General features: G+C 70.1%; 20 protein-coding genes. 8 read left to right on the top strand and 12 right to left on the bottom strand.

Annotated elements, in window-relative coordinates:
* Positions 1 to 2,580 (bottom strand): FtsX-like permease family protein, encoded by a 2,580-nt coding sequence (locus ABZ463_RS35065; protein ID WP_362783005.1) that lies wholly within the window; start codon positions 2,578 to 2,580, stop codon positions 1 to 3.
* On the bottom strand, positions 2,577 to 5,879 hold the full coding sequence (locus ABZ463_RS35060) for an ABC transporter permease (protein WP_362783000.1): 3,303 nt from the start codon (positions 5,877 to 5,879) through the stop codon (positions 2,577 to 2,579). The genes ABZ463_RS35065 and ABZ463_RS35060 overlap by 4 nt, the downstream gene beginning before the upstream one ends.
* A 256-nt stretch (positions 5,880 to 6,135) precedes the next feature.
* Here ABZ463_RS35060 and ABZ463_RS35055 point away from each other — a divergent pair, with 256 nt between their 5' ends.
* The gene (locus tag ABZ463_RS35055) at positions 6,136 to 6,630 is read left to right on the top strand and encodes a hypothetical protein (protein ID WP_362782997.1); all 495 of its coding nucleotides are present in this window, start codon (positions 6,136 to 6,138) and stop codon (positions 6,628 to 6,630) included.
* Positions 6,631 to 6,642: 12 nt separating this feature from the next.
* Here the strand turns inward: ABZ463_RS35055 and ABZ463_RS35050 are convergent, their stop codons facing one another.
* The 3 genes from ABZ463_RS35050 to ABZ463_RS35040 all read right to left on the bottom strand — a co-directional run bounded on the left by ABZ463_RS35050 (position 6,643) and on the right by ABZ463_RS35040 (position 9,316).
* On the bottom strand, positions 6,643 to 7,287 hold the full coding sequence (locus ABZ463_RS35050; RefSeq protein ID WP_362782994.1) for a hypothetical protein: 645 nt from the start codon (positions 7,285 to 7,287) through the stop codon (positions 6,643 to 6,645).
* Positions 7,284 to 8,693, bottom strand: coding sequence for an AAA family ATPase (locus tag ABZ463_RS35045; RefSeq protein ID WP_362782991.1), 1,410 nt, complete (start codon positions 8,691 to 8,693; stop codon positions 7,284 to 7,286). The genes ABZ463_RS35050 and ABZ463_RS35045 overlap by 4 nt, the downstream gene beginning before the upstream one ends.
* A 77-nt stretch (positions 8,694 to 8,770) precedes the next feature.
* On the bottom strand, positions 8,771 to 9,316 hold the full coding sequence (locus tag ABZ463_RS35040; RefSeq protein ID WP_362782989.1) for an ATP-binding protein: 546 nt from the start codon (positions 9,314 to 9,316) through the stop codon (positions 8,771 to 8,773).
* Positions 9,317 to 9,575: 259 nt separating this feature from the next.
* On the opposite strand from ABZ463_RS35040, the gene ABZ463_RS35035 reads away from it, so the two are divergent.
* Positions 9,576 to 12,467, top strand: a complete 2,892-nt coding sequence (locus ABZ463_RS35035) for an AAA family ATPase (RefSeq protein WP_362782986.1) — start codon at positions 9,576 to 9,578, stop codon at positions 12,465 to 12,467.
* Positions 12,468 to 12,942: 475 nt separating this feature from the next.
* Here ABZ463_RS35035 and ABZ463_RS35030 read toward each other — a convergent pair whose 3' ends face one another.
* Positions 12,943 to 13,539, bottom strand: a complete 597-nt coding sequence (locus tag ABZ463_RS35030) for a TetR/AcrR family transcriptional regulator (RefSeq protein WP_362782983.1) — start codon at positions 13,537 to 13,539, stop codon at positions 12,943 to 12,945.
* Positions 13,540 to 13,613: 74 nt separating this feature from the next.
* Here ABZ463_RS35030 and abc-f point away from each other — a divergent pair, with 74 nt between their 5' ends.
* On the top strand, positions 13,614 to 15,113 hold the full coding sequence (gene abc-f / locus ABZ463_RS35025) for a ribosomal protection-like ABC-F family protein (protein ID WP_362783141.1): 1,500 nt from the start codon (positions 13,614 to 13,616) through the stop codon (positions 15,111 to 15,113).
* Entirely contained in the window at positions 15,107 to 15,952 is an 846-nt protein-coding gene (locus ABZ463_RS35020; protein ID WP_362782980.1) for a virginiamycin B lyase, read from the top strand. Before abc-f ends, ABZ463_RS35020 begins: the two co-directional genes overlap by 7 nt.
* Here the strand turns inward: ABZ463_RS35020 and ABZ463_RS35015 are convergent.
* The 5 genes from ABZ463_RS35015 to ABZ463_RS34995 all read right to left on the bottom strand — a co-directional run bounded on the left by ABZ463_RS35015 (position 15,928) and on the right by ABZ463_RS34995 (position 19,709).
* Complete coding sequence (locus ABZ463_RS35015; protein ID WP_362782977.1) at positions 15,928 to 16,734, bottom strand: class I SAM-dependent methyltransferase; 807 nt, start codon at positions 16,732 to 16,734, stop codon at positions 15,928 to 15,930. The genes ABZ463_RS35020 and ABZ463_RS35015 overlap by 25 nt on opposite strands.
* 159 nt (positions 16,735 to 16,893) lie before the next feature.
* On the bottom strand, positions 16,894 to 17,526 hold the full coding sequence (locus ABZ463_RS35010; RefSeq protein ID WP_362782974.1) for an AAA family ATPase: 633 nt from the start codon (positions 17,524 to 17,526) through the stop codon (positions 16,894 to 16,896).
* 182 nt (positions 17,527 to 17,708) lie between these two features.
* Positions 17,709 to 18,080: a VOC family protein gene (locus tag ABZ463_RS35005; protein ID WP_362782971.1), complete on the bottom strand. Its 372-nt coding sequence runs from the start codon at positions 18,078 to 18,080 to the stop codon at positions 17,709 to 17,711.
* Between the two features lie 63 nt (positions 18,081 to 18,143).
* On the bottom strand, positions 18,144 to 19,034 hold the full coding sequence (locus ABZ463_RS35000) for a DnaB-like helicase C-terminal domain-containing protein (protein WP_362782968.1): 891 nt from the start codon (positions 19,032 to 19,034) through the stop codon (positions 18,144 to 18,146).
* A 96-nt stretch (positions 19,035 to 19,130) separates the two neighbouring features.
* On the bottom strand, positions 19,131 to 19,709 hold the full coding sequence (locus ABZ463_RS34995; RefSeq protein ID WP_362782966.1) for an RICIN domain-containing protein: 579 nt from the start codon (positions 19,707 to 19,709) through the stop codon (positions 19,131 to 19,133).
* A 276-nt stretch (positions 19,710 to 19,985) separates the two neighbouring features.
* Here ABZ463_RS34995 and ABZ463_RS34990 point away from each other — a divergent pair, with 276 nt between their 5' ends.
* Positions 19,986 to 21,269, top strand: a complete 1,284-nt coding sequence (locus ABZ463_RS34990; protein ID WP_362782963.1) for a HAMP domain-containing sensor histidine kinase — start codon at positions 19,986 to 19,988, stop codon at positions 21,267 to 21,269.
* Between the two features lie 56 nt (positions 21,270 to 21,325).
* Complete coding sequence (locus tag ABZ463_RS34985) at positions 21,326 to 21,835, top strand: DinB family protein (protein ID WP_352015800.1); 510 nt, start codon at positions 21,326 to 21,328, stop codon at positions 21,833 to 21,835.
* Positions 21,836 to 21,916: 81 nt separating this feature from the next.
* On the opposite strand, the gene ABZ463_RS34980 is transcribed toward ABZ463_RS34985, so the two are convergent.
* The gene (locus tag ABZ463_RS34980) at positions 21,917 to 23,530 is read right to left on the bottom strand and encodes a M4 family metallopeptidase (RefSeq protein ID WP_362782959.1); all 1,614 of its coding nucleotides are present in this window, start codon (positions 23,528 to 23,530) and stop codon (positions 21,917 to 21,919) included.
* Positions 23,531 to 23,924: 394 nt separating this feature from the next.
* On the opposite strand from ABZ463_RS34980, the gene ABZ463_RS34975 reads away from it, so the two are divergent.
* Both ABZ463_RS34975 and ABZ463_RS34970 read left to right on the top strand, forming a co-directional pair.
* Positions 23,925 to 24,209 (top strand): hypothetical protein, encoded by a 285-nt coding sequence (locus ABZ463_RS34975; protein WP_362782956.1) that lies wholly within the window; start codon positions 23,925 to 23,927, stop codon positions 24,207 to 24,209.
* A gap of 200 nt (positions 24,210 to 24,409) precedes the next feature.
* Positions 24,410 to 25,228, top strand: a complete 819-nt coding sequence (locus tag ABZ463_RS34970; protein WP_362782953.1) for an aminoglycoside phosphotransferase family protein — start codon at positions 24,410 to 24,412, stop codon at positions 25,226 to 25,228.
* Positions 25,229 to 25,714: the final 486 nt, after the last annotated feature.

Below are 25,714 nucleotides of genomic sequence, written 5' to 3'. Positions count from 1 at the left end.
TCACTCTCCCTCTCTCAGGCGCGGGGCGACCGCGCGCCCGAGCGTCGCGTACACGAAGGCCCCGAGGACGGCCGCCGCCGCCAGGCCCGCGGTCAACAGGACCGGTGTGGTCAGGTCGGCGGGATAGACCTCGACCGCGAGACCCCCGGTGTAGGCCCGCAGGTCGATCCCGGGCCCCAGTACGGCGGGCAGCGCGAGGCCGAGCAGCATCCCGGCCAGCGCGGTCAGCACGATCATCGGGGCGATCTCAAGCACGGTCAGCCGGCGGGCCTGGGCCGTCGACAGTCCCAGGGCCCGCAGGTGGGACAGGGTGCCGGTGCGGTCGGCGCCGCCGGTCACCAGGGCGACGAGTACCGCGGCCAGCGCGTAGCAGACCAGGGCGATCGTGACGACGGTGAAGGCCCGTTCGATCGTCGCGGTGAACGGCGCCCCCACGATGTCGGCGAGGACGTCGTCGAGGCTCGTCACCTGCACGTCCGGCATGCCGGCCGCGGCCCTCAGCTGTTTGGCGTCCATGCCGGAGCCGTCGATGAACACCGTGTTGACCGGGGAGCCGTCCGGCGGGGCCACGACCAGGGGGCCGCCGCCGTACATGCGGGGCAGGCCGACGGCGACGCCGCCGGGGGTCAGCGCGCGCGAGGTCCTGGCGACCAGTTCGATCGGCCCCCGGCCTGCGAGGTCGGGCGAGACCAGCACCGGCGCGTCCGGCAGGACCAGAGGGCTGCCGGACAGCAGAGCCCGGTAGGCGCGCGTGTCGACGCCGAGCACGATGACCTGCTGCATGTCGGGTCTGACCATGGCGGTGCTCCGCGTCGCGGGGACGACGTTCCTGACCCCGGGAACCTGCCTGATCCTCTCGACCGCCTCCGGGGTGAGGGGCAGGGCGCTGTCCAGCCGGGCGCGGGCGCCGACCTGCTGCCACCCCGAGGCCTGCTGCGTCGTGGCCAGCCCGCCGGAGATCACGGTGCCGAACACCGCGACCGCCAGCGCGGGCAGCAGGATCAGCACCGACAGCGTGGCGGCGGGCCTGGCCCTGGCCGCGAGGGTCAGGCCGAGGAACGGCACCGCGGGCCGCAGCCTGGCGGCCAGCCGTACGGCCAGGCGCAGCGGGTAGGGGTAGCAGCGCAGCACGACCAGCGCGACGGCCACGGTCAGCCCGGCGGGCACCAGGATCAGGAAGGGGTCGGAGCCCCGTTCGCCCGTCTGGGTGGTGAGTCCGCGCTGACGCAGCAGGTAGGTCCCGGCGAGGGCGAGCACGACGACCGCGGCCTCGGCGGTGATCCGCCGGGGCGAGGGGCGGGAGGTCGCGACGTCGTCACGCCGGTCGGCGCGCGGCCACCGGTGGTCCAGGGCCTGCCCGGCGGCCAGCAGCGCGGTGACGGCCACGACGACGAGCGGGCCGAGGTGCACGAAGAGGGTGAGCGGTCCGGGCAGCGCGTAGGACAGGGCGTAGCCCGCCACCCCGGCGGGCACCGCGACCGCCGCGACCGTCGCGGCGGTCGTCGCGGCGATCCCGGGCAGGGAGGCTCCCCTGGCCCGGATGAGGACCAGGCTGTGGCGCATGCGTTCGGCCAGCAGCCGTACGACCAGCGCGATCACACCGAGCGACACGGTGAGCAGGCCCCCGATGACGAACAGCAGCAGCGACTCCGCCACGCGCATGCGGCTCAGGTGTTCGTCGAGCAGGAAGTCGAGCCCGGTGTCGAGGGAGCCGGGCGAGGTGCCGTCGAGCACGACCGGGACGGCCCCCCGGAAGGCGCGCACCGCCTCGGCGAGTTCGGGTGCCCGCAGGGTCGTGACCGCGGGGCCGTTGACGCCGATCACCCACTGGTAGGTGACGTTGGGGTACATCGCGCCCAGCTCGGGCAGGGCGGTTCCGGCGACCAGCCCGGTGGCGTACCAGTCGTCGGTGTCGGCCCCGGGCTTGCGGATCTTCATGACCCGGCGGAAGGCCTCGTTGTGCCGCCAGTAGCCGCTGTCCGGCTCGATCGGCTCGAACAGCCCGGTGACCGTGGCCGACAGCTTCTGCAGGCCGCCGAGCTGCACCGTCGAGCCGACGGGCATCCGCATCTCCTCGGAGGCCTGCTTCGCCAGCGCCACCTCGAACAGCGGTCCGTCGTCCAGCTTCTTCGGCTCTCCCGGCGGACGGCCCTCGACATAGCGGACATACCGCTCGGTGCCGGAGACCCAGCCCAGGTTCAGGTACTGGTAGGAGCGCACCTCGCCGTCCACGGCGAACACGGGGTTCTCGCTCTTGCGCACCATGTGGTGGCTGCTCCCGGCGCCCTGCGCCGCCACGGCCCGGCGGAGTGCGGAGGGCAGTTCCGCCCTGAACCTCCGGTCCGCGTCCAGCAGCACGGCCGGGGTGAGCGGCTCCTGCGGGGGACCGTTGCGCCTGCTGACCACCGTCAGGTCCGTACGCTTCGGCTCGCTCTTGGCCATGGCGTCACGCAGTGCCTCGTCGTAGGCGGTCTGGGTGACCTTGGGCACGGCGGCGACCAGCAGGCAGGCGCTGAGCACCAGCAGGCCGAGCACGGCGGCGACGCCCCGGTTGACCCGTACCTGTGTCCAGGGGTTCATCGGTCCTCCCCGATCCGCAGGGCGCCGCCCATGCCCCGGCGCCGCAGCGCACGGGCCAGCACGGCGACGATCGCGAACAGCAGCACGGCGACCGTGACCAGCAGCCCCAGCGTGGCCGGCCACGGGATGTCCAGCAGCACCCTCGGGGTCACGGCCGTGGCCTGGCCCGTCAGCACGATGTACGGCACGACCAGCGACGCGACGACCACGGCGACCCCGGTCCCGGCCGCCAGGGACAGGCCGATCAGGAAGGCCTGTTCGACCGCGAGCATCGTGAACACCTGCCGGAAGCCGACGCCGAGGGCGCCCAGGATGGCGAACTCGGACGTTCGCTCCCTGGCCGCGACGGCGGCGTTGACGACGAAGCCGAGGACGGCGAAGGAGAGCGCGGCCAGGAAGCCGAGCGTCAGCGCCCCCCTGAGCCCGCCGGCGAGCGGGTCGTCCCTGAGGCCGTCGGCCAGCGAGGACAGGTCGACCACGGTCGTCTCCCAGCCGGGGTGGCGGCTGAGTTCGGCGGCCGCCCCGGTGGTCTCGGCCCCGTCCGTGCTCAGCCACCACTCGGTCGGCATGCGCGGGTTGCGATGGCCGAGCATGTCCCACACCTGCATCGTCTGCCAGTCGAGCAGTACGGCGGGCACACCGGACGTCGTCCCCGGCACCCCCTCCACGATCCCGGCGACCTTGATCACGGTGGTGTGCCGGTCGAAGGTGACCTTGGCCGTCGTGCCCGTGGTCAGGCGAAGTTTGGCGGCCAGGTCGGCGGTGAGGACGATCGGCAGCGGGCCGAGATGGTCGCCCTGCGGGGTTCCCTCACTGAAGAACACCGTCTCCTCCCGCACCTCCTTCGCCACGGGGGTGACCGTGACCCGCTGCGGGGCGAGCGCGTCGAACGGTTCGCGGCGCGGCGGGGCCTCGAACGAGGCGGTGAACAGCCCCTCCCCGGTCTCGAAGCCGCGTTCCTTGGCGGTCGTGGCCGAGAGCCCGTGGACCAGCCGCGTCCCCTCCGGCACGGTGATCTGGGCGCCGTCTCCCGTCCTGACGCCGAGCACGGCCGCCTCGAATCCGGCCCCCTCGATCGGCAGCGGCACGTCGACGACGATCGAGGCGACGGTCAGCGGGTAGGTCAGCCGCCCGCTCCGCCCGCGCAGCGGCGTCAGGTCGAGTGCCGTCTCCCGCTCCCCGAGGCCGGGGAAGAAGCGGACGGGATACCTCGTGCCCGCGCCGTCGGCGAGCGTCAGCATCAGCCCCGTGTTGGCGTAGTCCTCGGTCTTCGCGGGGTCCTGGACGGTGAGGCGGGTCCGCACGAGCAGCCGGTCGGGGCGTCCGGGGACCGCCAGGCCGGGCAGCTTGGGGCGGGCCGCGGTGAGCCCGCGGGCGAGCGTGCCGATCGTCTCCTTCGACAGGTCGGGACGGAGCTTGAGCATGCCGGGCAGCTCGCTCCCGTCGACGGCCAGCAGGGTCGTCTCCTCACCCGCCAGTTCGCCGCCGCTCTGGTAGACCGGGCTGAGCGAGGTCACGCCGGGCAGCGACGTGTAGGCCGCCGCCCTGCCGAGCGGTCCCAGTTCGGCGTTCTCCGGCGGCGCGGCCACCCGCAGGTCGGCCCCGGCCTGGTGCCTGGCCTGGTCCTCCTGGGAGCCGCGCCAGGTGGCGGTGGTCGCCATGCTGACCACACCGATCGCGACGGCCATGGTCAGCAGCAGCGCGGGCCCCGAGTAGCGTCCCGGACGGCGGCTGACCTGCCAGGCGCCGAGCGCGGGCGCCAGGTCGACGCGGCGGGCGGCGAGCCGTTCCGCGACCTTGGAGACGGGCGGCACGACGCGCAGCCCGATCACGCCACCGCAGAGCAGGGCGACGGCGGGACCGGCCACGATCAGCGGGTCGATGCCCAGTTCGCCCCCGGCGGTCGCGGTGACCGGGGCGCCGTAGTGCTGCAGCTGCCACACCGCGAGCGCCGCGACGACGAGCAGCACCACGTCCGCGCCCGCCCTTTGGAGCGGGCCGTACCGCTGGCCGCGCCCACGCGCCGTCTGCTCGGCCACATAGGTGCGGCGGGAGCCGCTGAGCGCGGGCAGCGTCATCAGTACGGCACAGCCGAGCGCCACCGCGACCGAGACCACGTAGGCGGTGAGGTAACCGGACGGCCCGACGTCGACCGCGACCGACGTGCCCGACGCCCCCGCCCAGGGGATGGCGTTGACCGCCCTGAGCAGCGGCAGGGCCAGCGGTGGGGCGAGCGCGGCGCACGGCAGCGCGACCAGCAGCGCCTCCCCCGCCGCGAGCAGCGCCAGCCGTACGGCACCGCCGCCCCGGGAGCGCAGCAGCGCGGTCTCCGTGCGCCGGTGGTCGGCCAGCAGCCGGGCCGTCAGCGTCAGCGCGTAGGCGGCCAGCAACAGCAGCTGCAATACCGGCACGAGCATGGTCGAGCGGGCGACCAGGGTCGCGGTCGCGAGCTGGTTCAGCCGCTCCGGCAGCCGGGTGGCGAGTGTGCAGCCCTCACAGCCCGGCCTTCGCTTGAGCACCCCCTGCATGGCGCCGACCTCGGCGGCCAGGGGACGCAGCCCCTCCCTCGGCAGGGAGCGCAGGTCGGGAACGGCCAGCCAGGAGACCGAGGTGCCCGCGGCGAACCGGTCGAGGAACACCCCCTCGGACACCATGAGCGGTCCGTGGGTGACGTAGCCGCCGACCTCGATGCCCCGGGTGAGCAACGGCTGCCCCGCCCAGCGGCCCGAGTGGGAGTCCTTCAGTTCGAAGACACCGACGATCCTGACGCGGACCTTCGACTTGTCGAGTCGTCCCTCGACCGTGAAGGAGTCCCCGACGGCCATTCCGGTGTCCCGCGCGACGACGCCGGTGATCGCGGCCTCGACGACCTCGGTCCCGGTCTTCGGCCAGGCGCCCTTGACGAGCCGGGCGTGCTCGGCGAGACCCTGCTGGGTGCCGAACCTCAGCAGCTCCGGCTTGGACCTGCGCTCCTGGCCGGGCATGGCGTAGGAGTCCGACTGACCGTGCACCGTCACCACGACGGGCAGGCCCGCGTAGGTCTCGGCGACCTGCGCGCGCAGGGCCTTGTCCGTCGCCTCGAAGGTGCCCTCGTGCACCGGCGCGTTGACCATGGCGCCGGAGACCTCGATGGGAACGGTCTCCAGCGTACGGCGGACACCCGCGTCGACCACCGAGGTGGCGTAGACGCTCAGCCCGACCAGTGTGGTCGTGGCGAGCAGGATCGCCCCGAAAGCCGCGAACAACAGCAGTGGTTCACTGAGCGCGCGGCGCACGACCAGTGCCGTAGGCCTCGGCATGGCACCGCCTCCCCGAGCAGCGATTACATCCGTTGCCGCCACATTCCGGGTAAACGGCACTCCGGAACAAGTTCGGACGACGCACAGTGATGGAGCTGATATTTCAGGGCAATGTCAATGTGATATCGATCTCATGACATAAGGCTTTTCTCGCCATATATCCGCAGCTCAGCGGGCCATTTCGGAACGTCCAACATTGCCGTTCAACACCGGTTACCCCCCGAAAGGGCATGTAACCGGACAGTAGGATTCGGGCGTGGGACACCATATCTGCGCTCTCGTCGTGGCCGGGCGGATCGACGCCGACCGAGCCCGTTCGGTGGGGCTGCGCGCCGAACTCGTGCGCGACGGCGTCAGCGTCCTCCCGATCGACCACTACTTCTCGGCCTACTGGGCCGCGACCCGGGACCGTGACACACGACTCGACCTGCCCGACGGCCTCCCCGCCACCTTCCCCGGCGAGACGGTGCTGTGCGACCTCGTCCGCGAGGTGACCGGCGCCGAGGAGCCACGGTTCGGGATCATCCAGACCGAGTACTTCGCCGGCTTCGGCGACCAGTGGGCCGTGGCGTTCGCCGGTGAGCGACGGCTGACGGCCGACCAGGCCTCGATCAACGACGCCCTCGCCCTGCTCGGCGTCCAGGCGAAACCCCCGATGGACGAGTTCGACACGATCGGCCTCGGCACCTACCGAAGCAACCCCGACCACCTGGACCGCTACGCCGACCTCTGCGACGAACTCGGCGTCTGACCGGACAGGGAATCAGCCCGAACTCAGACCGGCCGCCTGGCTCAGACCGGCCAGAAGGTCCTCGTTGAAGCTTCTCCACGAGGAGACCTCACAGATGGGACCCAACGGGTCGATGCGGTCCAGCAACTGACGGCGATGCTCGGGAAAACGCTTCTTGAACTTGTCCAGCCTCCGGCCGGACAGCCCCGAGGCCAGAGCGAGTTTCTCGGCGAGCATGGCCTTGGGGTCCGGAATCCTCTCCACGAACGCCGGCTTCGGGAGCCCCAGGTCCATCTTGCCGTTCGGGTTTCCCGCGACCTGCCGGATGTTGCGCTCGTCCAACATGAGCCACGCCTCGGTCATGCGAATCGGGATGGCTCCCATGAAGGGAGTGTCCGGCATGACCGCCTCGACGGCCTGTCTGATCTCATGCAGACGACGCTCCCTGCCGTCGCCGTCGGCGTCACGGTGGACGATCACCAGCTCGTAGACGCCGCCGATCTCCTTGATCGTCTCCAGTTTCGACCTGACCGTCCTCTGGCGCGACTGGGGGAATCTCTCCGTGAGGGGATCGGTGACGACGACCCTGAAACCGTATTCGGTCGCTATACGCCTGATATGAGTTGTGATACCGCCGTCACTGCTTCCTTCGCCAAGAAACAAGACACGCAGAATCACGCGATCCCCAGGGTGAGTTGAGCTCCGGGCGGGGCCGTAAGGTAAGGCAGTATATCCGCCTTGGTAACGGCCCTGCCCGTCGAATTCTCATTGTCCCGCCAGGAACCCGCGAGAGGGCGCAGTTGGAGAGCGCGCGTCATCGTGCCGTCCGGTGCCTGTCGGATATCTGCCTCGGCGAAAAGAAGGTCCTGGGGATCGACCAACTGGACCACCGCGGGCGAATGGGTGTTCACAATCACCTGTCGGAATGGATTGTCCGGACCCGGCGCCTCCTCGGCGTCAACCGCCAGATCTTCCACCAGATGAACCATCGCATTGAGATTCGCCGGATGTATGCCGTTCTCCGGCTCCTCCATGCACAGAAGCCCTTCGACCGACGGATCCTCCAGGAGAACACAGAGGGCCAGAAAGCGGAGGGTCCCCTCGGACAGGCTCCTCGCGGGCAGGACGAGCCCACCCGACTCGACGAGCTGCACCGTGAACAGTTCCCGCACGTCGTCGTGGTCGACCCGAAGCCCTCTGACGTCGACACCCGACAGGTCGGCCAGCCGACCGGCGACCCTCGCGTAGACCCGCTCCGGGTCACCGTCCTCGTAGGCGATGCGGAAAAGCGCCGCCGCGAGATGCCGCCCCGTCGGGTCCATCTGCCGCTGGTCGACGTAGCGGTCAGCCGTGCGGAGCGCGGAGGGTTCGAGGGCCAGCCGCCGCCAGGACTGCATTTCCCTCCGGGCGGCCAGAATGGTGGGATCCTCAGTGCTCGTGACGGTGCTCACGACCGTCGCGGGTGCCCGGAACGCGGCAGCGGGAATCTCCTTCAACCTGTTGCCGCTGTCCTGGTGAATGCTGATGATCGGCTGACCGTCGGCGTCCTTCGTCGTCGAGACGAAGGCGGTGCCCGCCCTGCGCCCGTGAAGCACCGCCTTACGAAAACGACCGGCGCTGTGCCGGAAACGGAGCCTGTCCGGCGCGTCCCCCAGCTTGATGTGCCGGAGGTTCTCCGCCAGAAGGCTGAGGCGGCCGATCTTCTCGATCCCCCCTGGGGGAATGTAGCCGATCTCCAGCTCGTAGCGCAGGAAGGTGGTCGTAGGCATGGCAAGACGGCCGAAATCATCTTCGACCTCACTTGGAACGATCATCTCCGCCGCGAACCGCATCGTGTGACGAGAACCGGAGTATCCGTTCCAGAAAAGATCGCGCGGATCACCCAGGCGTTCACCGTGAACACCGCGAACCTCCTGGGCTGCTTCGATCAGAGGCTTGTCCGCCAGGAGACTGATGAATTGAATGGCGTCGAAGATATTCGACTTTCCGGTGCCGTTGACGCCCGCGATACACGTGAAAGGGCCAAGATCCGCCTCGAACTGCAGGAGATTCTTGAATCCGTCGACCTCTAGTCTTGTAAGCATCAGCGCCTTCCCACGCGCCCCATGCTATCGACGGGAGGGAAGCGAGTCCCGCCGGACGACGTGTCCCTTACGGGAAATCAGCCCGTCAGGGTGTTTCTCCTGGAGTGGTCGGCGCCGACCCTGAACCACACGGCGCCGCCCATGTCGCCGCAGTGCGAGCCCCAGTCGGCCGACAGCAGGTCGACCAGGAACAGCCCCCGGCCGCCGAGGCCGTCCGCCGTCGCCTCCCGTACGGTGGGGCCGCCCGTCGCCGATCCGGCGTCGAGCACCTCGACGTGGACCGTGCCGTTGCCCACGCCGACACGCACCGTCACCAGCCCCTCCTCGTGGCGTGCCGAGTCGGAGTGCACGACGGCGTTGGTGACCACCTCGCTCAGCAGCAGCAACACGTCGTCGAGGAGGTCGGCGCAGGACGCGCCGTCAAGGTCCTCAAGCAGCTCACGCACCCACGCACGGGCGTCGGGAACCGAGGAGGGCGTGGCCGCGAACGCGCGCAGGCCGACCGGGCGGACCGTACCCCACCGGGCGTCCCAGCTCGCGTCCCAACGCGCCGCCCAGCACCTCGCCCAGCAGGTCGCCCACCGCCCCGGGGTCCTCTCCCGGCACTCACCCTCAAGGAACACGCACGGACGAGATTGCCGATGCGCCGTCATGGACATTTCGCGTCCTCATCGTCTCCTCGTCATACCCCCCGTCCGAACGTCAGGGGATGCCCAACAGCCGTACCGAAGCACCATCTCCCTGGGACCAACACAACGCAATCCGTAGGAACCTCCGTAGAGCTACGTAATCCACCGAAAAACTGGTGTTCACAACCACTATGAGTTCACTTACGCTTTCACTCCACGTGGTGCTGCACGGCGATGCGGACAGGGGCATGCGATGGCCACGGCTCCAAGGCACGAGGCGTACGGTCCGGCGCGAACGGCGTCACCCGTCCTCGTGGGACGTGAGACCGAGCTGGAGTCACTGACCGCGACGCTCTCCGAACAGCCCGCGGTGGCCATGATCGAGGGCGAGGCCGGAGTCGGCAAGAGCAGGCTGCTGAGAGAGCTGCTCGGCCGTCCCCCGCTGCGGAACCTGCGCATCATGCTCGGCCGCTGCCAGTCGCTGCGGGAGCCGTTCCTCTACGGCGCGGTCATCGAGGCGCTCGGCGGTCTCGCCCACCCGCCCGTCCCGCCCTCCCTGGCCCGCAACCGGCTCAACCCGGTCACCGGCGTGCTGCGCGCGCTGCTGCCCGAACTGTCGGCCTACCTGCCCGAGGCGCCGGAGCCGACCGGCGACCCACGGTCGGAACGCCACCGGCTGTTCCGCGCCGTCAGGGAACTGCTCTCCGGCGTCGGGCCCGCGCTGCTCGTCGTCGAGGACCTCCAGTGGGCCGACGACGGCTCACGGCACCTGCTCCGCTTCCTGATGGCCGACCTGCCGCGCAACCTGTCGATCGTGGTCACCTACCGGCGCGAGGACGTGCCCGGCGGGGTGCCGCTGGGCAGCGCCTACCGTCCCCCGCCCGGCGCGGCGAGCATCCTGGTGAACCTGCGCCCCCTCGACCGCGCCCAGGTGCGCGTCCTGGCCGCCGCCCTCCTCGGCAGGACCATCTCCACCCGGTTCGCCGGAAAACTGTACGAACGCACGGCCGGCATCCCCTTCGTCGTCGAGGAGACCCTGCTCGCCCTGCGCGACTCGGCCGAGGGCGGCCGGGCGACCCGGCAACTGCTGGAGAACGTCGAGGTCCCGGTGCTGCTGCGGGAGGCCATGGCCGAACGCCTCACCGGCATGCCCCTGCCCGCCGTACGGCTCGCGCAGGCGGCGGCCGTACTGGAGACGCCCGTCGACGCCGGGCTGCTGAGCGAGGTCGCCGGGCTGACCGAACGGCGCTGTCACGAGGCCCTGGCCTCCGCGCTCGGCAACGGCGTGCTGTACGAGATCGACGAGCGCTCCTACGGCTACCGCCACTCGCTGGCCCGGCAGGCCGTCTACGACACGCTGCCCGGCTACGACAGGCAGCGGCTGCACGCCCGCGCGCTGCGGGCGCTCGAACACCGCGTCCCCAGGCCCGTGGTACGGATGGCGGAACACAGCCACCACGCCGGGGACGCCGCGCTCGCGCTGCGCTACGGCGAGCGGGCCGCCGACCTGGCCGCGCAGGTCGGCGACGTCTCGGCGGCCACCGGACTGCTCCAGCGCCTGCTGGGATACCCGGGGCTGCCCGCCCGTGACGTCGACCGGCTGGCGGTCAAACTCGGCCAGGTCGCGCACACCGGTCTCGACCAGTACGACCCGGTGGCCACCCTGGAACGGCTGCTGAGCGACCCCCGGCTCTCGACCGCCGCCAGGGGCGAGGTGCGGCTCTTCCTCGGCATGCTCCTGGTGCGGCAGATCGGCGGTCTCGAAGCGGGCCGCGCCGTGATCGAGACGGCCCTCGACGAGCTCGGCGAACGCCCCCACCTGCTCGCCAGAGGGGTCTCCGTCCTGGCGCAGCCCTTCTACGGCACGGCTCCGGTGGCACAGGTCCTGCTGTGGCGGGAACGGCTGCGCGAGCTGATCAGGGCCGCGGAGGGCGAGGTGCGCCTGTCCCTGCTGGCCAACCACCTGTCGTCGCTGATACAGACCGGCGACCCGAGCGTCCTGCGGGAGCTGGCGTTCCTGTCGCCCCCCGCCCCGCTGACCACCGGCGAACAGCGGCACCTCGCCCGCGTGCACTGCAACATGGCCGACGCCTGCACCTGCGTCGGCCACCACGACCAGGCCAGGACCCTGCTGGAGACGGGCCTGCGGCTGGCCATCGACTCCGGGGCGCCGTTCGTCGTCAGCACCGCCCGCGCCACCCAGACCAGGCTCTCCTGGTTCCTCGGCGAGTGGAACGGCCTGGCCGAACGCGCCACCGACCTGCTCGACGAGTACCACGACCTGTTCCCCGTCGCCAGCGAACTCTCCCTCGTCCTCGGCTCGCTGGCGATCGTCCGTGGCGACTGGGAGGAGGCGGAGGAACGCCTGGCCGTGACCGGCGTCGCCGCCCCGCACGACGCCATCACCCCGATCGCCATCGGCGGCTTCGCCGGCCTGGCCAGGCTCAGGCTCGCCCAGGGGCAGAACGCGCTCGCCCTGGCCGAGATCGAACGCGGCCTGGCCGTCGCGCGTGCGAAGGGCGTCTGGTCCTGGACCGGGGAACTCGTCCCCGTCGCGGTCGCCGTACTCGTCGAGGTCGGCAGGACGGACGACGCCAGGCAGCTCACCCGGGAACTGGAACGCAATATCAAGGGCAAGGACACCCCGATGGCCGCCGCCGCGCTGGAGATGGCCGGGGCCTGGCTGGCCCGGGCCTCCGGCGACCCGGCCCTGGCCCTCGACGGTTACGAACGGGCCAGGGACCTCTACCGCGCGCTGCCCGCGCCGTACTACGCGGCGCTGGCCGCCGAACAGGCCGCGCTGTGCCGGATGGACCGGGGCGGCGCCGAGGCGGCGCGGGCGACCGAGGAACTGTCCGCGCTGGCCGACGACTTCGCCGCGATGGGCGCGCCCCGCGACGCCGACCGGTGCAGGTACCGCCTGCGCAGCCACGGCACGGTCAAACCGTCCAAACGGGGCCGCCGGGGGTACGGCGACGTGCTGTCCCCCCGCGAACAGGACGTGGCCAGACTGCTGGCGAAGGGCCGGACCAACCGCGAGATCGCCCAGGCGCTGTTCCTGTCTCCCCGTACGGTCGAACAACACGTCGCCAGGACCCTCAAGAAACTCGGCAAACAATCCAGAACCGACCTACTCGACGACTGACCCTTCTTCACGGGGGATCGTGGACCGGGAGCCACGGGGTCGTGGGGTCGGTGGGGTCCGTGGGTACGGCGGGCAAAAACCACGTACCCCTACGGATGTCGTCCCGGATTGTTCGGCGTCCGCCGTCGGCACAGAGTTGTCCATGACGCCCTCCCACCTCGTGGAGTACGGAAAGGACTGCGGTGCCTCCCGGGACGGGCAACGGCGTCCCCCGTCTCAGCGGGGTCTCCTCGGTCGGTGGGAGGGCGGAAACGGCATCTTCCCCCACCCACCACACGAGGTTCGGGAGCCAGGGATCGGCAGTGCTGTTGGGAGCCGCCGGGTAAGGGCATCCCTGGATGCGAGTGGCCCCCGGGGCTCGGGAAACCCGGGGGCCTGGCGCACGTCTCTCCCAAAAAGCGCGGGAGACCCACGTCGATCCGTGCCCGGATCGGCCGTCGCCGACGGCGGGCCGTTCGCGGGCCGTGGTCAGGGTCTACGGCTGGAGTGCCGAGAAGACGCCCGCGCGGGCGGCGGCGGCAGCGGCGTCGGCAGCGCGTACCGCGTCGTGTTCGGTGACCGGCTCGTGGGTGACGAACAGCCGGTAGTAGACCGGGGCGACGGCCGTCCTGATCACGTCGGCGCCGTCCGTGCCCGCGGGCACCTCGCCCCGTTCGACGGCCCGCCGTACCACCTCGGCCGCCTGCTCGTGGCGGGCCGTGAAGAAGTCGTGCAGGGATCGCGCGGCGTCGCCGTTCTGCACGGCGGCCGTCACGAACGCGGCGGAGACCGGGCCTGCGACGGGGTCGGCGAACCCGCTCTGCACCAGCCGGACGATCTCCCGCAGGTCCTCCTGGAAGGAGCCGGTGTCGGGCATCGGCCACGGCTCCTCACGCGCGAGCTCCAGCGCGTCCGCGATCAGCCCCTCCACGCTCCCCCAGCGGCGGTACACGGTCGTCTTGTGGACACCTGAGCGGATCGCCACGTTCTCCACCGTCAGTCCGCCGTAACCGCGTTCGGCCAGTTCGGCGAGGGTCGCCTGCCGTACGGCGTCGCGCACGCGAGCGCTGCGACCACCGGGACGCTGCTCCAAAGTCTACTCCAGTTGCATTAGGCGCCTTGACCCTGCTAGCCTAAAGCAACACGAGTTGCGATTGGAGTTCTTCACTGACCACACAGCTCTCCCTCAAAGGAGTCTCGAAGTCCTACGGCGAACGCCGGGTCCTCAACCAGGTCACCCTCAGCGTCCGCCCCGGCGAACGCGCGGGGATCGTGGGCGAGAACGGTTCCGGCAAGTCCACGCTGCTCCGGATCATCGCCGGGACGGAGACGCCGGACGACGGCGAGGTGACGGTCTCGGCGGCGGGTGGCGTCGGCTATCTGAGCCAGACCCTCGGCCTGCCGGGTGACCACACCGTCCAGCAGGCGATCGACGCCGCCCTGGCCGAGCTGCGCGCGCTCGAACGCGACATCCAGGAGGCCGCCGAGGCACAGGACATGGACAGGTACGGCGAGTTGCTCACCGCGTTCGAGGCCAGAGACGGCTACGAGGCCGACGCCCGGGTGGACAAGGCGACGCACGGGCTGGGTCTGTCACGGATCGAGCGCTCACGCGTGCTGTCGAGCCTGTCCGGCGGCGAGCAGGCGCGGCTGGGGCTGGCGTGCGTGCTGGCGGCCTCGCCGGAGATCCTGCTGCTCGACGAGCCGACCAACCACCTCGACGAGGCGGCGGTGACCTGGCTGGAGGACCGGCTGCGCGAGCACAGGGGCACCGTGGTGACGGTCTCACACGACCGGACCTTCCTTGACCGGGTGGCGACGGCGATCCTCGAAGTCGAGGACGGCACGACGACCAGGTTCGGCGGCGGCTACAGCGGGTTCCTCGCCGAGAAGGCGGCGGCCAGGCTGCGCCGGGAACAGGCCCACGCCGACTGGCGGGAGGAGATCCGGCAGGTCAAGGAGTTCGCCACGACCACCGCGCACCGCGTCGCCGTCGGCCGGGCCATGAAGGACAACAACAAGATGGCCTACGACCGCAACGCCGGGCGCGTGCAGAGCTCGGTGGCCTCACGCGTACGGCAGGCCCAGGAGCGCCTGCGCCGCCTGGAGGAGAACCCGGTCCCACGCCCGCCCAGGCCACTGCGCTTCCACGGCACGTTCGCGCCCGCCGGTGGGCGTACGGGCACGCTCGTGCGCCTCGACCGGTTGCGGATCGCGGCGGGCGACCGGCTGCTCATCCACGGGCCCAACGGCGCGGGCAAGTCGACGCTGCTCGCCGCGATCGCGGCCGAGGCGGGCGCACGGACCGGCTACCTCCCGCAGGAGGTGGCGTTCGATCCGGACAGGACGGTCATCGAGACCTACGGCGGAGAGGAGGAGGCGCTGCTGGCGACCGGCCTGTTCCCTCCGGAGGCGCTCGAACTCAAGGTCGGCGCCCTGTCGGTGGGACAGCGGCGACGGCTGGCGCTGGCCGTACTGCTGGCGGGCGAGCACGACCTGCTGCTGCTCGACGAGCCCACCAACCACCTCTCGCTCACTCTGGTCGAGGAGCTCGAAGAGGCGCTCGACGGCTACGGCGGCGCACTCGTGGTGGTCACGCACGACCGGGCGCTGCGGCGCCGTTTCACCGGCACGGAGATCGAACTCTCAGGGGGCGACATATGTTGATCAATGGTTCACCTTACGGCGTCGTCACCGGTTCCGACGGCGCGCTGTGGTTCACGCTCGTCCATCAGGGGCGGATCGGGCGGGTCGTGCCGGGCGAGGAACCCACGATCTTCCAGCTCGATCCCGCCGACGGTCAGCCCACGGTGATCACCGCGGGGCACGACGGGGCGCTGTGGTACACGGAGTTCGCCGGTGGCCGGATCGGGCGGATCACCCTGGACGGCACGGTCACCGCCTTCGACGTGCAGTCGCCGTACGGCATCGCCGCGGGCCCCGACGGGGCCATGTGGTTCACCCAGCTCCAGGGCGACCGGATCGGACGTATCACCACGTCGGGCGACATCACCCTCCACCGGCTGCCGACCGAGGGCGCGATGCCGTCGGCGATCACGGCGGGACCCGACGGCGCGCTCTGGTTCACCCTCAACCAGGGCGACGCGATCGGCCGCGTCACCGTCGACGGCGAGGTGACGCGGTACGCGCTGCCCACACCGGGCGCCGCCCCGGTGGGCATCTGCGCCGGACCGGACGAGGCCCTGTGGTTCGTGGAGATCGGCGCGGGCCAGGTGGGCAGGATCGACACCTCCGGCGCGATCAGCGAGTTCCCGCTGCCCGACCGCGCCGCCAGGCCGCACGCCATCGTGACCGGCCGGGACGGCGCCCTCTGGTTCACCGAGTGGGGCGCGGGCAAGCTGGGCCGCGTCACCACCGAGGGCCGGATCGAGGAGTATCCCCTGGAGGGCGCCGAACCCCATGGGCTCACGGTCGGGCCCGACGGCGCGATCTGGGTCGCGATGGAGTCCGGAGCCCTGGTTCAGCCCAGCCTCACGGCCTCATAACACTGTGTGGTCCAGTCGACGGTCACCAGGTCGTCGAAATCCCGGTGAATCATCGTGGTTATTCTCCCGATCAGGGACTCACCTCTCTCCGGCCCAAGTGTCTGGAAATAGGACGTCGAACGCAGGTAGGCGCCGAATTCCGCGGCCCTGAGCGTCTCCTGCCACGAAAAAAGGACGCTGCCGAGATATTCGAACCCGGGATGCGCGTCGAGTTCGTCGCCCGGCCAGGTCTCCGGATCCTGGATCACCTCGGCCTCGGCCCCGGTGATCGGCTCGGCGGGCCGCTCAAGGTCGGACAGCCCGAAGTCGTCGTAGATCGCGCGGATCGCGGCGACGACCTCCTCCTGCCTGAGCGGGCCGCAGTTCCAGACCAGCCCCAGGAACCCGCCGGGCCGCAGCAGGGCGGCGGCCCGGTCCATCCGGGTCTCCGGGTCGGTCCAGTGCCAGGCCTGCGCGCTGACCAGCCCGTCGTACGGCCCGGCCGCCGCGAACGACTCGAAGGTCGCCACCTCGACCCCGACCTGCCCCCCGGCGCGGCTCGGCAGGATGGCCGCCATCCGGGGATCGGGCTCCACGGCCGTCACCGTGAGCCCCTGGTCGACAAGCCCCATCGTGGCCTTCCCCGTGCCCGCCCCGACTTCGAGCACCTTCGGCCCGGGGAGCCTTCCCGCGATGTACTCGAAAAGCTCGTCCGGATAATCCGGCCGGGCGTCGTCGTAAACCTGGGCGACACCCCCGAATGACAGAGCGTGCCGTTCCGTGTACCCCTTTTCGTCCTCCATGAATATCATTCTATTTTCCGAAGGCGATTTTCAGCCTCCCGGGAAGAATTTTCCACCTGCCACGAATTCGCCTCACCCTCGGAAACGTACGGAAACACCCAGTCGAAACGAATGCGCCTGACCCCCGGGAGACGGTCCGCTCACGTACCGAGGCGGCGCTCAGTCGAAACGAATGTGCCTGAGGCCCGTCGCCGCCCGGCGGACACGACCCCGTAGTCGGCCGTCGGTGTTCGGGGCGAGCTTCAGGCCGGTCGAGGCGGCGATCCGGTCGGCGACCTGGGCGACGGTGATGTGGTCGGTCCAGATGTGCTCGGCGAACTCCTCACCGCGCAACCGCTCCAGGCACCGGTCGAGCTTGGCCACGGCGAAGCTCTCCCTCCTCAGTGCGACCTTGCGCCCTGCGAAGAACCGCACGACCTGGCCGAAGCCGCGCTCACGCAACCGCCGCAACACGGTCGCCCGGTCGGCCAGCAACGCGAAGTGCCGTACGTCGTGGCCGTTCTCCCGCAGTCGGCCGACGATCTCCCCGAAGTACTCCGGCTCCACGACCGTCATCGGCACGATCACCGGCCCGTCGTACTTGCCGAGGACCAGCTCAAGCATTTCGTGAACCCCGTGCCGCCAGGCGGGAAGGTCCTGGAAGTCGCCCCGCAGCTCCGGCGGCAGCATCCGGTGCAGACCGAACCCGACATGCTCCGGATCACAGATCACACTGCCCGGCAACCGCCGCCGAAGCTCATGAGCCGTCTGCGTCTTCCCGCCCCCAAAAGGCCCATTAACCCAAACCAACATCCCCCGACCCTACGACCCCATCCCTACATGCGCGGGGAGCACCAGTACGACATCACGCTCCCGATCAACCCCGGGGGACCATCCCCGCGTGCGCGGGGAGCACTTTCCAGTGGTGGGCGTCGATCCTGTCTAGTTGGGGCCGTCCCCGCGCACGTGGGGACGGTTCACAGCAGGCCCCCGCCTCACCCCCTGAGCAGGCAGAACGGGTGACCCGCCGGGTCTGCGAAGATCCTCCAGCCTCGGGGGTCCGTGTGGAGCAGGGTGGCGCCGAGGCTGAGGACCTCGTTCTGGGCCCGGTCGAGGTCGGGGACGTCGATGTCCAGGTGGAACTGTTGCGGGTGCGCGCTGTCAGGCCATCGGGGCGGCCGGTGGTCCTCCACCCGCTGGAACGCGAGCACAAGACCAGAACCGGTGTGCAGGGTCGAGAAGTCGTCGTCGACCGCCCACCGAGGATCGGGCCGATTGACCACGCCGCCCAGAAGCGCCCGGTAGAACCGTGCGAGTTCCAGAACGTCCGGGCAGTCCAGAACCACGCACTGCAGCCTGCCGATCATCGAAAACCCCTTCGCCAACAACCCGACAGCGCGCGGCCGTCCGCCCCACCGCGAGCCGGAACATCAGCCGTGCGGAGGCATGTCCACATCATGTGGCATGTCGACGAAGCGACCGTAGTGCCCCTGGAAGGCCACGGTGACCAAGGCCGTGGGGCCGTTGCGGTCCTTGGCCACGATCAGGTCGGCCTCCCCCGCACGGGAGGACTCGCGCTCGGCTGCGTCGTCGCGGTGCACCAGGACGACAAGGTCGGCGGTGCGGGCGACGGGAGCGCACAGGTCGGTGTACATGTCCGGCGGCCGGTTGGAACCCGCCTCGGACGGGAGGTCGAGGTCGGTGGAGACGATGATGGGGACCTCCAGCCGTACGGCGAGCGCCTTGAGGGTCTGGACGGTTTCGGCGATCTCCTGCTCGTGGGTGCCGCCGCGCGTGTCGGGGCGGATGTGCCGCAGGCCGTCGACGGCGACCAGGCGGGCCGCGGGCTCGTCGGTGCAGGCACGGGTGATGCGGGCGCTCAGCTCGCCCAGGGTCCAGTCGGCGGGAGTGGCCAGGAACAGCGGGGCTTCGGCGATGCGGGGTGTCACCTGGGCGAGCCTGTCGCGGTCGATGTCGTTCAGGGTGCCGCGGCGTATCGCGTGCCGGCTGACGCGGGCCTCGGCCGAAGCGATGCGGGTGAGCAGGTCACGCCGGGAGGACTCGTAGCTGACCAGCAGAGTAGGAGTGTCGTCGGTGAGGGCGGCGCCTCGGCAGAAGGCGAGCAGCAGGGTCGTGCTTCCCACACCGGGACGGGAGGCCACGACGGACAGGGTGCCGGGACTCAGGGAGACGAGAAGGGCGTCAAGGTCGGTGATGCCCGTGAGGACACGGCCGGAAGGCCGACTCCGAACGGCGTCGAGGTGCTCTAGAAGACCGTGGAACTCCTCGCGGACCGGGGCTGGGGCGGGGTCGTAAGGCATGGCGGTCATCTTGTCAGCCGGTACCGACACCCACCGGTCGCCGCGCGAGGACCTGTCAGCGGTTCCACAGCGCGGCGGCCGGTCATGACAGGTGGTTCAGAGGAGCTTCCACTCCTGGTAGGGCAGGTCGTTCGAACAGTCCTGCTGGACCACGAGGACGCCGTCGGTGAGGTTGCCTCGCGGGACCGTCAGGCACTTGCCGCTGTGACGGGCGACCAGGCTGAAGTAGCCGTTGGGCCGTTGGACGAGTTTCCACTGCTGCTGGGTCGTGCGGTAGGTGGTGTCGCAGGCCTGCTGGATGACGGACGCCTGGTCAGTGGTGGCCCCTCCCTGGACCTCCAGGCACTTGCCGCTGTGCTGGGCGCGGATCGTGTAGTAGTTGTCCGCGACGAACCCGTCCGCGAGGTCGCTGTTGTAGGCGGCGACGAGGTTCCACGTCTGGTTGTCGGGGGCGTCGTAGCAGTGCCACTGCTGTACGGGCTGCCCGGCGGCCTGGTTCGCGCCGGGGACGTCCAGGCACTTGCCGCTGTGGTTGACCATCAGCTTCGCCCTGAACAACGGGGCGGGGACCGAGGTCGCCGCCGACGCGGCGGGGGCGACGGCCGGCATCGCCCCGCTGACTGCCAGGGCGCACAGACCGGCGGCGATTCGTACGGTGGAGATCGTTGCCTTCATCGTGATTTTTCCTTTTCGACCGATTCGGGAAGATCACTCAAGCATTTCCAACACCTTATGTAATGAATCAAACACGTAGAGCTTTGTCCATCGTCGATTTTCACGTCCAGGCCCCACGCCCAAACCCCATGAAGGTCGTCAGGGTGCGGAAGCCGTACCACTCGGCCGGTGACCTTTCGACCACGAGTTCACCCCCGGAAGGGCATTTGACCTGGTGTTTGTGGTGGTCCTGGCACAGTCGGACACATGGCGCGCGCTCACTCCATCAGAGCCCGGATGACGATCACGACGGTGGTCGCGTTCGGCCTGGTCATCCTGGGTGGAGCGGCGACGATCTCGGTCACCTACCCGGCGCGGGTGCGGGCCCAGCTCACCGACCAGGCCGCCGCCGCCAGCCGCCACCTCACCACCATGATCGACGACCGGCGGTTCCCCGGGCAGATCCCACCGCAGGGCGACGTCCGGCTCCTGCAGATCGTGGACGACCAGGGCCGTGTCCTGGTCTCCTCCCGCAGGTTGGAGGGCCGTCCGCCACTGACGCGGGCCAGGCCGACCGGAGGCGACTCGCGGGTCGACGACCGGGTGTGCGCGGGGTCACATTGCATGGTGATCGTGGGCACCAGCAACCGCGCCACCGTGTACGGCCCGGTCGTGGCCTACGCCGCCATGGAAGAACCGTTCATGGTGAACTCGCCCCTCCTGCCCGCCCTTCTGTTCGGCTCGTCCGCGCTGCTCCTGGCCCTGATGGGGTGGGGCGCCTGGTACGGCGTCGGCCGCGTCCTGGCACCCGTCGAACGGATCAGGCAAGCCCTGGAACGGTTCAGCGCCGAGGACCTCAGCGGACGTGTCGAGGTTCCGTCCACCGGGGACGAGGTGGCCGAACTGGCCGCCACGGCCAACGAGACGCTGAACCGGCTGGAGAACGCCGTCGAACGGCAGCGCCGCTTCGTCTCCGACGCCTCCCACGAGCTGCGCACCCCGATCAGCGGTCTGATGGTGCGCCTGGAGGCGGGGATGGAGGAGCGTACCGAGGCCGACTGGCGGGCGGCCCTGGACGACGTGCAGCGGTTGGCCGACATCGTGCAGGACCTGCTGCTCATGGCCCGGCTCGACGCGGGGGCGCCCGTCTCGCAGGAGCGCTTCGACCTGGGACGAATGGTCGAGGACGAGAGCGGGCGGCGGCCCTGCCGGCTCTCACTGACACTGGACGTCGAGCCCGGCGTGTACGTGCGGGGCAACCGGCTGCGGCTGGCCCGCCTGTTCACCAACCTGCTGTCCAACGCCGACCGGTACGGCGACTCGATGGTGCGGGTGGTCGTACGGGGCCACGGCGACGAGGCCGTACTGGAGGTCGTGGACGACGGTCCGGGGATTCCACCGGAGATGCGGGAGCGGGTGTTCGAACGGTTCACCCGGCTTGACCGCACCCGCTCACGCGACGCCGGAGGGACCGGGCTCGGGCTGCCCATCGCCCGGGACATCGCCCGCGACCACGGCGGCGACCTCAGCGTCGGAGACGGCCCGCAGACACGGCTGGTCCTGCGGCTCCCCCGGGCCTGACGATCGACGTCCGCTCCGGCCGTACGGCGGGCCTGTCCGGCGGTTAGGTTCCGGGCATGAGCCTTTACGAGCGACGGCCTCCCCTCGTCGCGGATGAGCGGACCCAGCTGGTCGGGTGGCTGGACCTGCAGCGGGTGCTGGTGCGCCACAAGCTGGAGGGGTTGCGGGCCGAGGACGAGCACCGTGCCGTGCTGCCGGAGTCTCCGCTGATGACACCGGCCGGGCTGGTCTCGCACATGCGGTGGACCGAGCACTGCTGGTTCAACGTGATCTTCCTCGGTGAGCCCGAGGAGACGAACCCGCAGTTCCGGAAGGATCTGCCGTTCAACGCCGACATGATGGCCGACGGCGTACCGCTGGCCCGGCTGCTGGACGAGTTCGAGGCGCAGTACGCGCGTTCGAACGAGATCACCGCGGCCCACTCGTTGGACGACGTCGGCGGGCAGCCGGACTACGCCCCGACCCTGCGGTGGATCCTGATCCACATGGTCGAGGAGACCGCCCGCCACGTCGGCCACCTGGACGCGATGCGCGAACTCCTCGACGGACAGAAGGGGTACTACTGACGGCGCCAGGGCGGCTCCAGGAGTGTCCCCGGACGCGTGCCGATTCCCGTCCGGGGCCCTCCTGTGGCCGTCACGTGTGCGCTACGGGCAGGTCGGTTCGAGGAACTGGGCGTGCACGCCGACGGCGTCCCACGCGGCCTTGGTCGCGCTGAACTCGTAGGAGCAGTTGAAGTGCGTCTTGGCCGTCCTGAGCGTGGCGATGCGCGACGCGCGATGGGTCCACGGCTGGGTCTTGCCCTGCAGCCCTCCCATGAAGATCAATCCCGCCTTCTGGATGCCGATGCCGACCACCTCCACCGGCCCGCCCGAGCAGATCGGGGAGCTGGGCTTGCCGCCTCCGGGGTTGCTGCCCTCGGCCAGCAGGTAGAACCAGTGGTTCTGCGGCCCCGCAGCCTTGTGGGGATCGATGTTCGAAGGCAACGGGTAACAGTTCGGGTCGCCCGCGAGGGAGGGGTTGTACATGTAGCGGATCGGCCCGGTTCCCACCAGGTTGACCTCCTCACCGACCATGTAGTCCGGCGGGTCGAGGGTGACGGGCTCGTTGGCGTACGCCTCGGTCAGCGCGCCGAAGATGTCGCCCGCGGACTCGTTCAGGCCGTCGGTCTCGACACCGCTGCCCGCTCCGCCCGGCGTTCCCTGGAAGATGGCATGCCCGTACTCGTGGCCCACCGTGTCCAGCGAGGTCACCTGGCGCAGGTTGTCACTGGAGTGGCCGAAGCTGGTGTAACTGCCGTTCCAGAACGCGTTGACGTCGTTGAGGCCGACCCGGCCGGGGAAGCCGTGGCCCAATCCGTCGTGACCGTTACGACCCAGCCAGTTCTTGAGCATGTTCCACTGGGTCTGCGCGGCGAACATGACGTCCACGCAGGCCGTCACGAGGTCGGTCCCGGTGCCGTTGCCCCACGAGTCGGAGGCTCGGGCGTACACCTGCCCGCTCTGGTTGCCGCACTTGAGGCCCGGCCGAGTCAGGTCGGACATGGTGTACGACCCGAACGATCCGGACGTGGAGATGGTGACGGGGTTGCCGTTGTAGTAGCTGTTTCCCGTACCTTCCCTGACCTCGTCCACCTTGTCGATCACCGCGCCGGTGCGGGCGTCCACGAAGACGTGCAGCACGCTCGGGCCTCTCGTGGTCGCGCCGGACACGTCGACCGCCCAGGCCAGCCGGGGTGTCGCCGTGGTGGCGTGGACCACCAACGCGGGCACGCCCGCGCTCTCCACGGTGGCGAGCTGGGATCGGGCGATCGCGACGGCCCGCTCGCCGGTGACCTTCGCCACGGTGCCGACGGTGATGTCGGCCGTCTGCCCGGTGGTCACCTGCTGGACCACGCCGCCCGACCGGTCGGTGCCCACAACGACCTCGCCGCCGTACACCGGCAGCCCCTTGTAGGTGCGTGAATACCGCAGATACTGCACGCCGAACGCGCCCGTGACGTTCTCGGCCAGGGTCAGCGTCTCGCCGCTTCCCTTGTGAAGCCGCTTGGCCTGGGCCGCGATGGCCACGTCGGCCGCGGACTCGGCCCGCAGGCGGGACTGGGGGTCGGAGGGGGCGAACACCGGCGTACCGGCGGAGGCGGCCTTGCCGTACGGCACGGCACCCGATGCGACGGCGAGCGCGCCGCTGGACGTCGAGGCCGCGGTCATGGCCGCCGCCGCCAGCATGGCGATCGCACCTGTCCTGTGAATGCGGTTCACTCTCGATGACTCCTCTCACAGTTCCCTCGGGGGGTGAAGGGATTGCAGAGAGCCCGGATGAAATGGGCCTGAACCTGCCCTCAAGCTGGTCCCGAATTCGAATCTGGAATACCCCACAAATTTCCATGCAATGGCGCTATGGAAACGTTTACGGATGGCTTGGAAGGCTCGTTTACAATCACGCCCCAAGAGTTACGGCAGACCGGAAACTCGCCAACCGGACGGCCTTCACCGAACCGGCGGCATGGGTGAACGGACGGGGCGGGCCCGGTTCACCAGGGGTCGACAGGTGGCGGCGCCCAACCAGGGCCACGGCGCCTTCACCGGCGGCCTTCCCCCGCACGGGCCGTCATGGAATGATCCGCTGCGACCAGGACCGACCGAAGGGAAATGCATGAACGCCAAGGTGCTCGCTTTCATCGGCCTCCTGTTGGTGGGTTCAGGCGTCCTCGCCGGAATGATGCCCGTCACCGCAGAAGGAGGAGAATGCGGTTCGGTGTTCTTCGAGACCGATTTCACGTCCGAGGATGAATCGTTTCGGAATATCGGTCCTCAGAGCGGCTGCACGGACACGAGGAGCCTTGTCCGGATCCCGATCACCGTCCTCATCGTCGCCGGCGGAGCGACATTAATCGCCGCCTCCCTCTCCACACGAAAGACCGACCCGGAAGGCGAGTGACCGAAACTCCGTCACATACGTGCACGGCCGACCGTTCCGATCCCGCCACCGGGGCAGACGTCATACCGATCATGTGAGGACACGGAATGTCCGCCGTACCCGACCCGCCCGAGAAGAACGTTTCCCGTCTGCCGAACGGCGCCCTTCGATAACCTCGTCCCGTCCCATCCCGGACAACGGAGAAGGCGTACGGCGAACGCATGGCCGACCGGTTCAGCACCCACGACCTCGAACTCGGCGACAACGTCGTGACCAAGCGATACGCCTCGTGGGACCGAGGAGAGCCACACCGGGAGTGGACGACACTGACACTCCTGGCCGAACACGCCCCCGGCCTCGCCCCCACCCCCGTGAGGGCCACGCTCGGCGCCGACCCACCGACGATCACGATGAGCAGGCTCCCCGGCCGTGTCCTGCGCGGAACACACGCCACCGACGAGCAGATCGGCGCGCTGGCCGCCGCCCTGAACCGGCTCCACCGGATTCCCGCCACGGTGGCGCGGACGCTCCAGCCCGCCCCCTGGGGTCCCGCCGTGGCCGTCAACAAGGCCCGTACCTGGGCCGACAGGTGCCTCGACCTCGGCGACGACCCTCTCGTACGGCACGCCTACCGCGCGGGAGTCGCCTGGCTGTCCTCGACCGCCCCGGACGAACTCACCGTGAACCCGTTCCCACCCGTCATCGGCCTGGCGGACGGCAACCACGCCAACTACCTCTGGGACGACCACGAGCGCCGGATCCGGCTGGTCGACTGGGAGGACTCCGGCCACAACGACCGCGCCTTCGAACTCGGCGAGGTGGTCGAACACATCTCCCGCCTCGACGGCACCCTCGACGCGGAGAAACTCCTGGCTCACTTCACCCTCACCCTGGAAGAGGCCAACCGCGTAAACGGCTTCCGCCGCCTCATCGCCCTGCTGTGGTTCCTCCAGTTGGGCCCCACCGGCCCGGCCACCCCCCACAACCCACCGGACACCCTGAGGCGCCAGGCGAAAAGGGTCATGCACCTCCTCACCTGACGCCTCACGCCGGGACCGTCACCCACTCGCAGGTACGGCAGGCGCACCCACCCCGACCGGTCACCGGCAAGCCTTCGGCAGAGGTCACACCGCACAACGCCCAACGAACGAACGCGACCCTTCCCCGCATACACGGGGAGCACCCCCTGGCCAACCAAAGCGCCATCCCAGAGCACGGACCATCCCCGCATACGCGGGGAGCACTGCTGCGCGATTTCCCGGATGACCTGGGGCTTGGGACCATCCCCGCGTGCACGGGGAGCACTAGACATCGCGCAGGTCTCGGATGTCTCGCGGGGGACCATCCCCGCGTGCGCGGGGAGCACACCATCTCGGCCAACCAGCAGCGTGATCCCGCGGGACCATCCCTGCGTGCGCGGGGAGCACCCTCGGTTGCGTCCACGGACGTGGTGTATGAGTTTCCCCAGCTAGATGGCGTGGCGCCGTGAATGAGGACGGCCATCGCGTGATCCTTCGTGATTGCGA

Source organism: Streptosporangium sp. NPDC020145, assembly GCF_040631275.1.
GTDB lineage: Bacteria > Actinomycetota > Actinomycetes > Streptosporangiales > Streptosporangiaceae > Streptosporangium.
Note: the sequence above shows the minus strand (reverse complement) of the source record. Positions and strands in the feature narration are given on the sequence as shown.

Excerpts from the sequence above, each read along its gene's own strand:
- ABZ463_RS35060 (WP_362783000.1), bottom strand. The coding sequence starts at position 5,879 with ATGCCGAGGCCTACGGCACTGGTCGTGCGCCGCGCGCTCAGTGAACCA.
- ABZ463_RS34985 (WP_352015800.1), top strand. The coding sequence starts at position 21,326 with ATGAGCCTTTACGAGCGACGGCCTCCCCTCGTCGCGGATGAGCGGACC.
- ABZ463_RS35015 (WP_362782977.1), bottom strand. The coding sequence starts at position 16,734 with ATGGAGGACGAAAAGGGGTACACGGAACGGCACGCTCTGTCATTCGGG.
- ABZ463_RS35065 (WP_362783005.1), bottom strand. The coding sequence starts at position 2,580 with ATGAACCCCTGGACACAGGTACGGGTCAACCGGGGCGTCGCCGCCGTG.
- ABZ463_RS35005 (WP_362782971.1), bottom strand. The coding sequence starts at position 18,080 with ATGATCGGCAGGCTGCAGTGCGTGGTTCTGGACTGCCCGGACGTTCTG.
- ABZ463_RS34970 (WP_362782953.1), top strand. The coding sequence starts at position 24,410 with ATGGCCGACCGGTTCAGCACCCACGACCTCGAACTCGGCGACAACGTC.
- ABZ463_RS34995 (WP_362782966.1), bottom strand. The coding sequence starts at position 19,709 with ATGAAGGCAACGATCTCCACCGTACGAATCGCCGCCGGTCTGTGCGCC.
- ABZ463_RS35010 (WP_362782974.1), bottom strand. The coding sequence starts at position 17,526 with ATGTTGGTTTGGGTTAATGGGCCTTTTGGGGGCGGGAAGACGCAGACG.
- ABZ463_RS34990 (WP_362782963.1), top strand. The coding sequence starts at position 19,986 with ATGACGATCACGACGGTGGTCGCGTTCGGCCTGGTCATCCTGGGTGGA.
- ABZ463_RS35000 (WP_362782968.1), bottom strand. The coding sequence starts at position 19,034 with ATGCCTTACGACCCCGCCCCAGCCCCGGTCCGCGAGGAGTTCCACGGT.
- ABZ463_RS35020 (WP_362782980.1), top strand. The coding sequence starts at position 15,107 with ATGTTGATCAATGGTTCACCTTACGGCGTCGTCACCGGTTCCGACGGC.
- ABZ463_RS34975 (WP_362782956.1), top strand. The coding sequence starts at position 23,925 with ATGAACGCCAAGGTGCTCGCTTTCATCGGCCTCCTGTTGGTGGGTTCA.
- ABZ463_RS35045 (WP_362782991.1), bottom strand. The coding sequence starts at position 8,693 with ATGCTTACAAGACTAGAGGTCGACGGATTCAAGAATCTCCTGCAGTTC.
- ABZ463_RS35035 (WP_362782986.1), top strand. The coding sequence starts at position 9,576 with ATGGCCACGGCTCCAAGGCACGAGGCGTACGGTCCGGCGCGAACGGCG.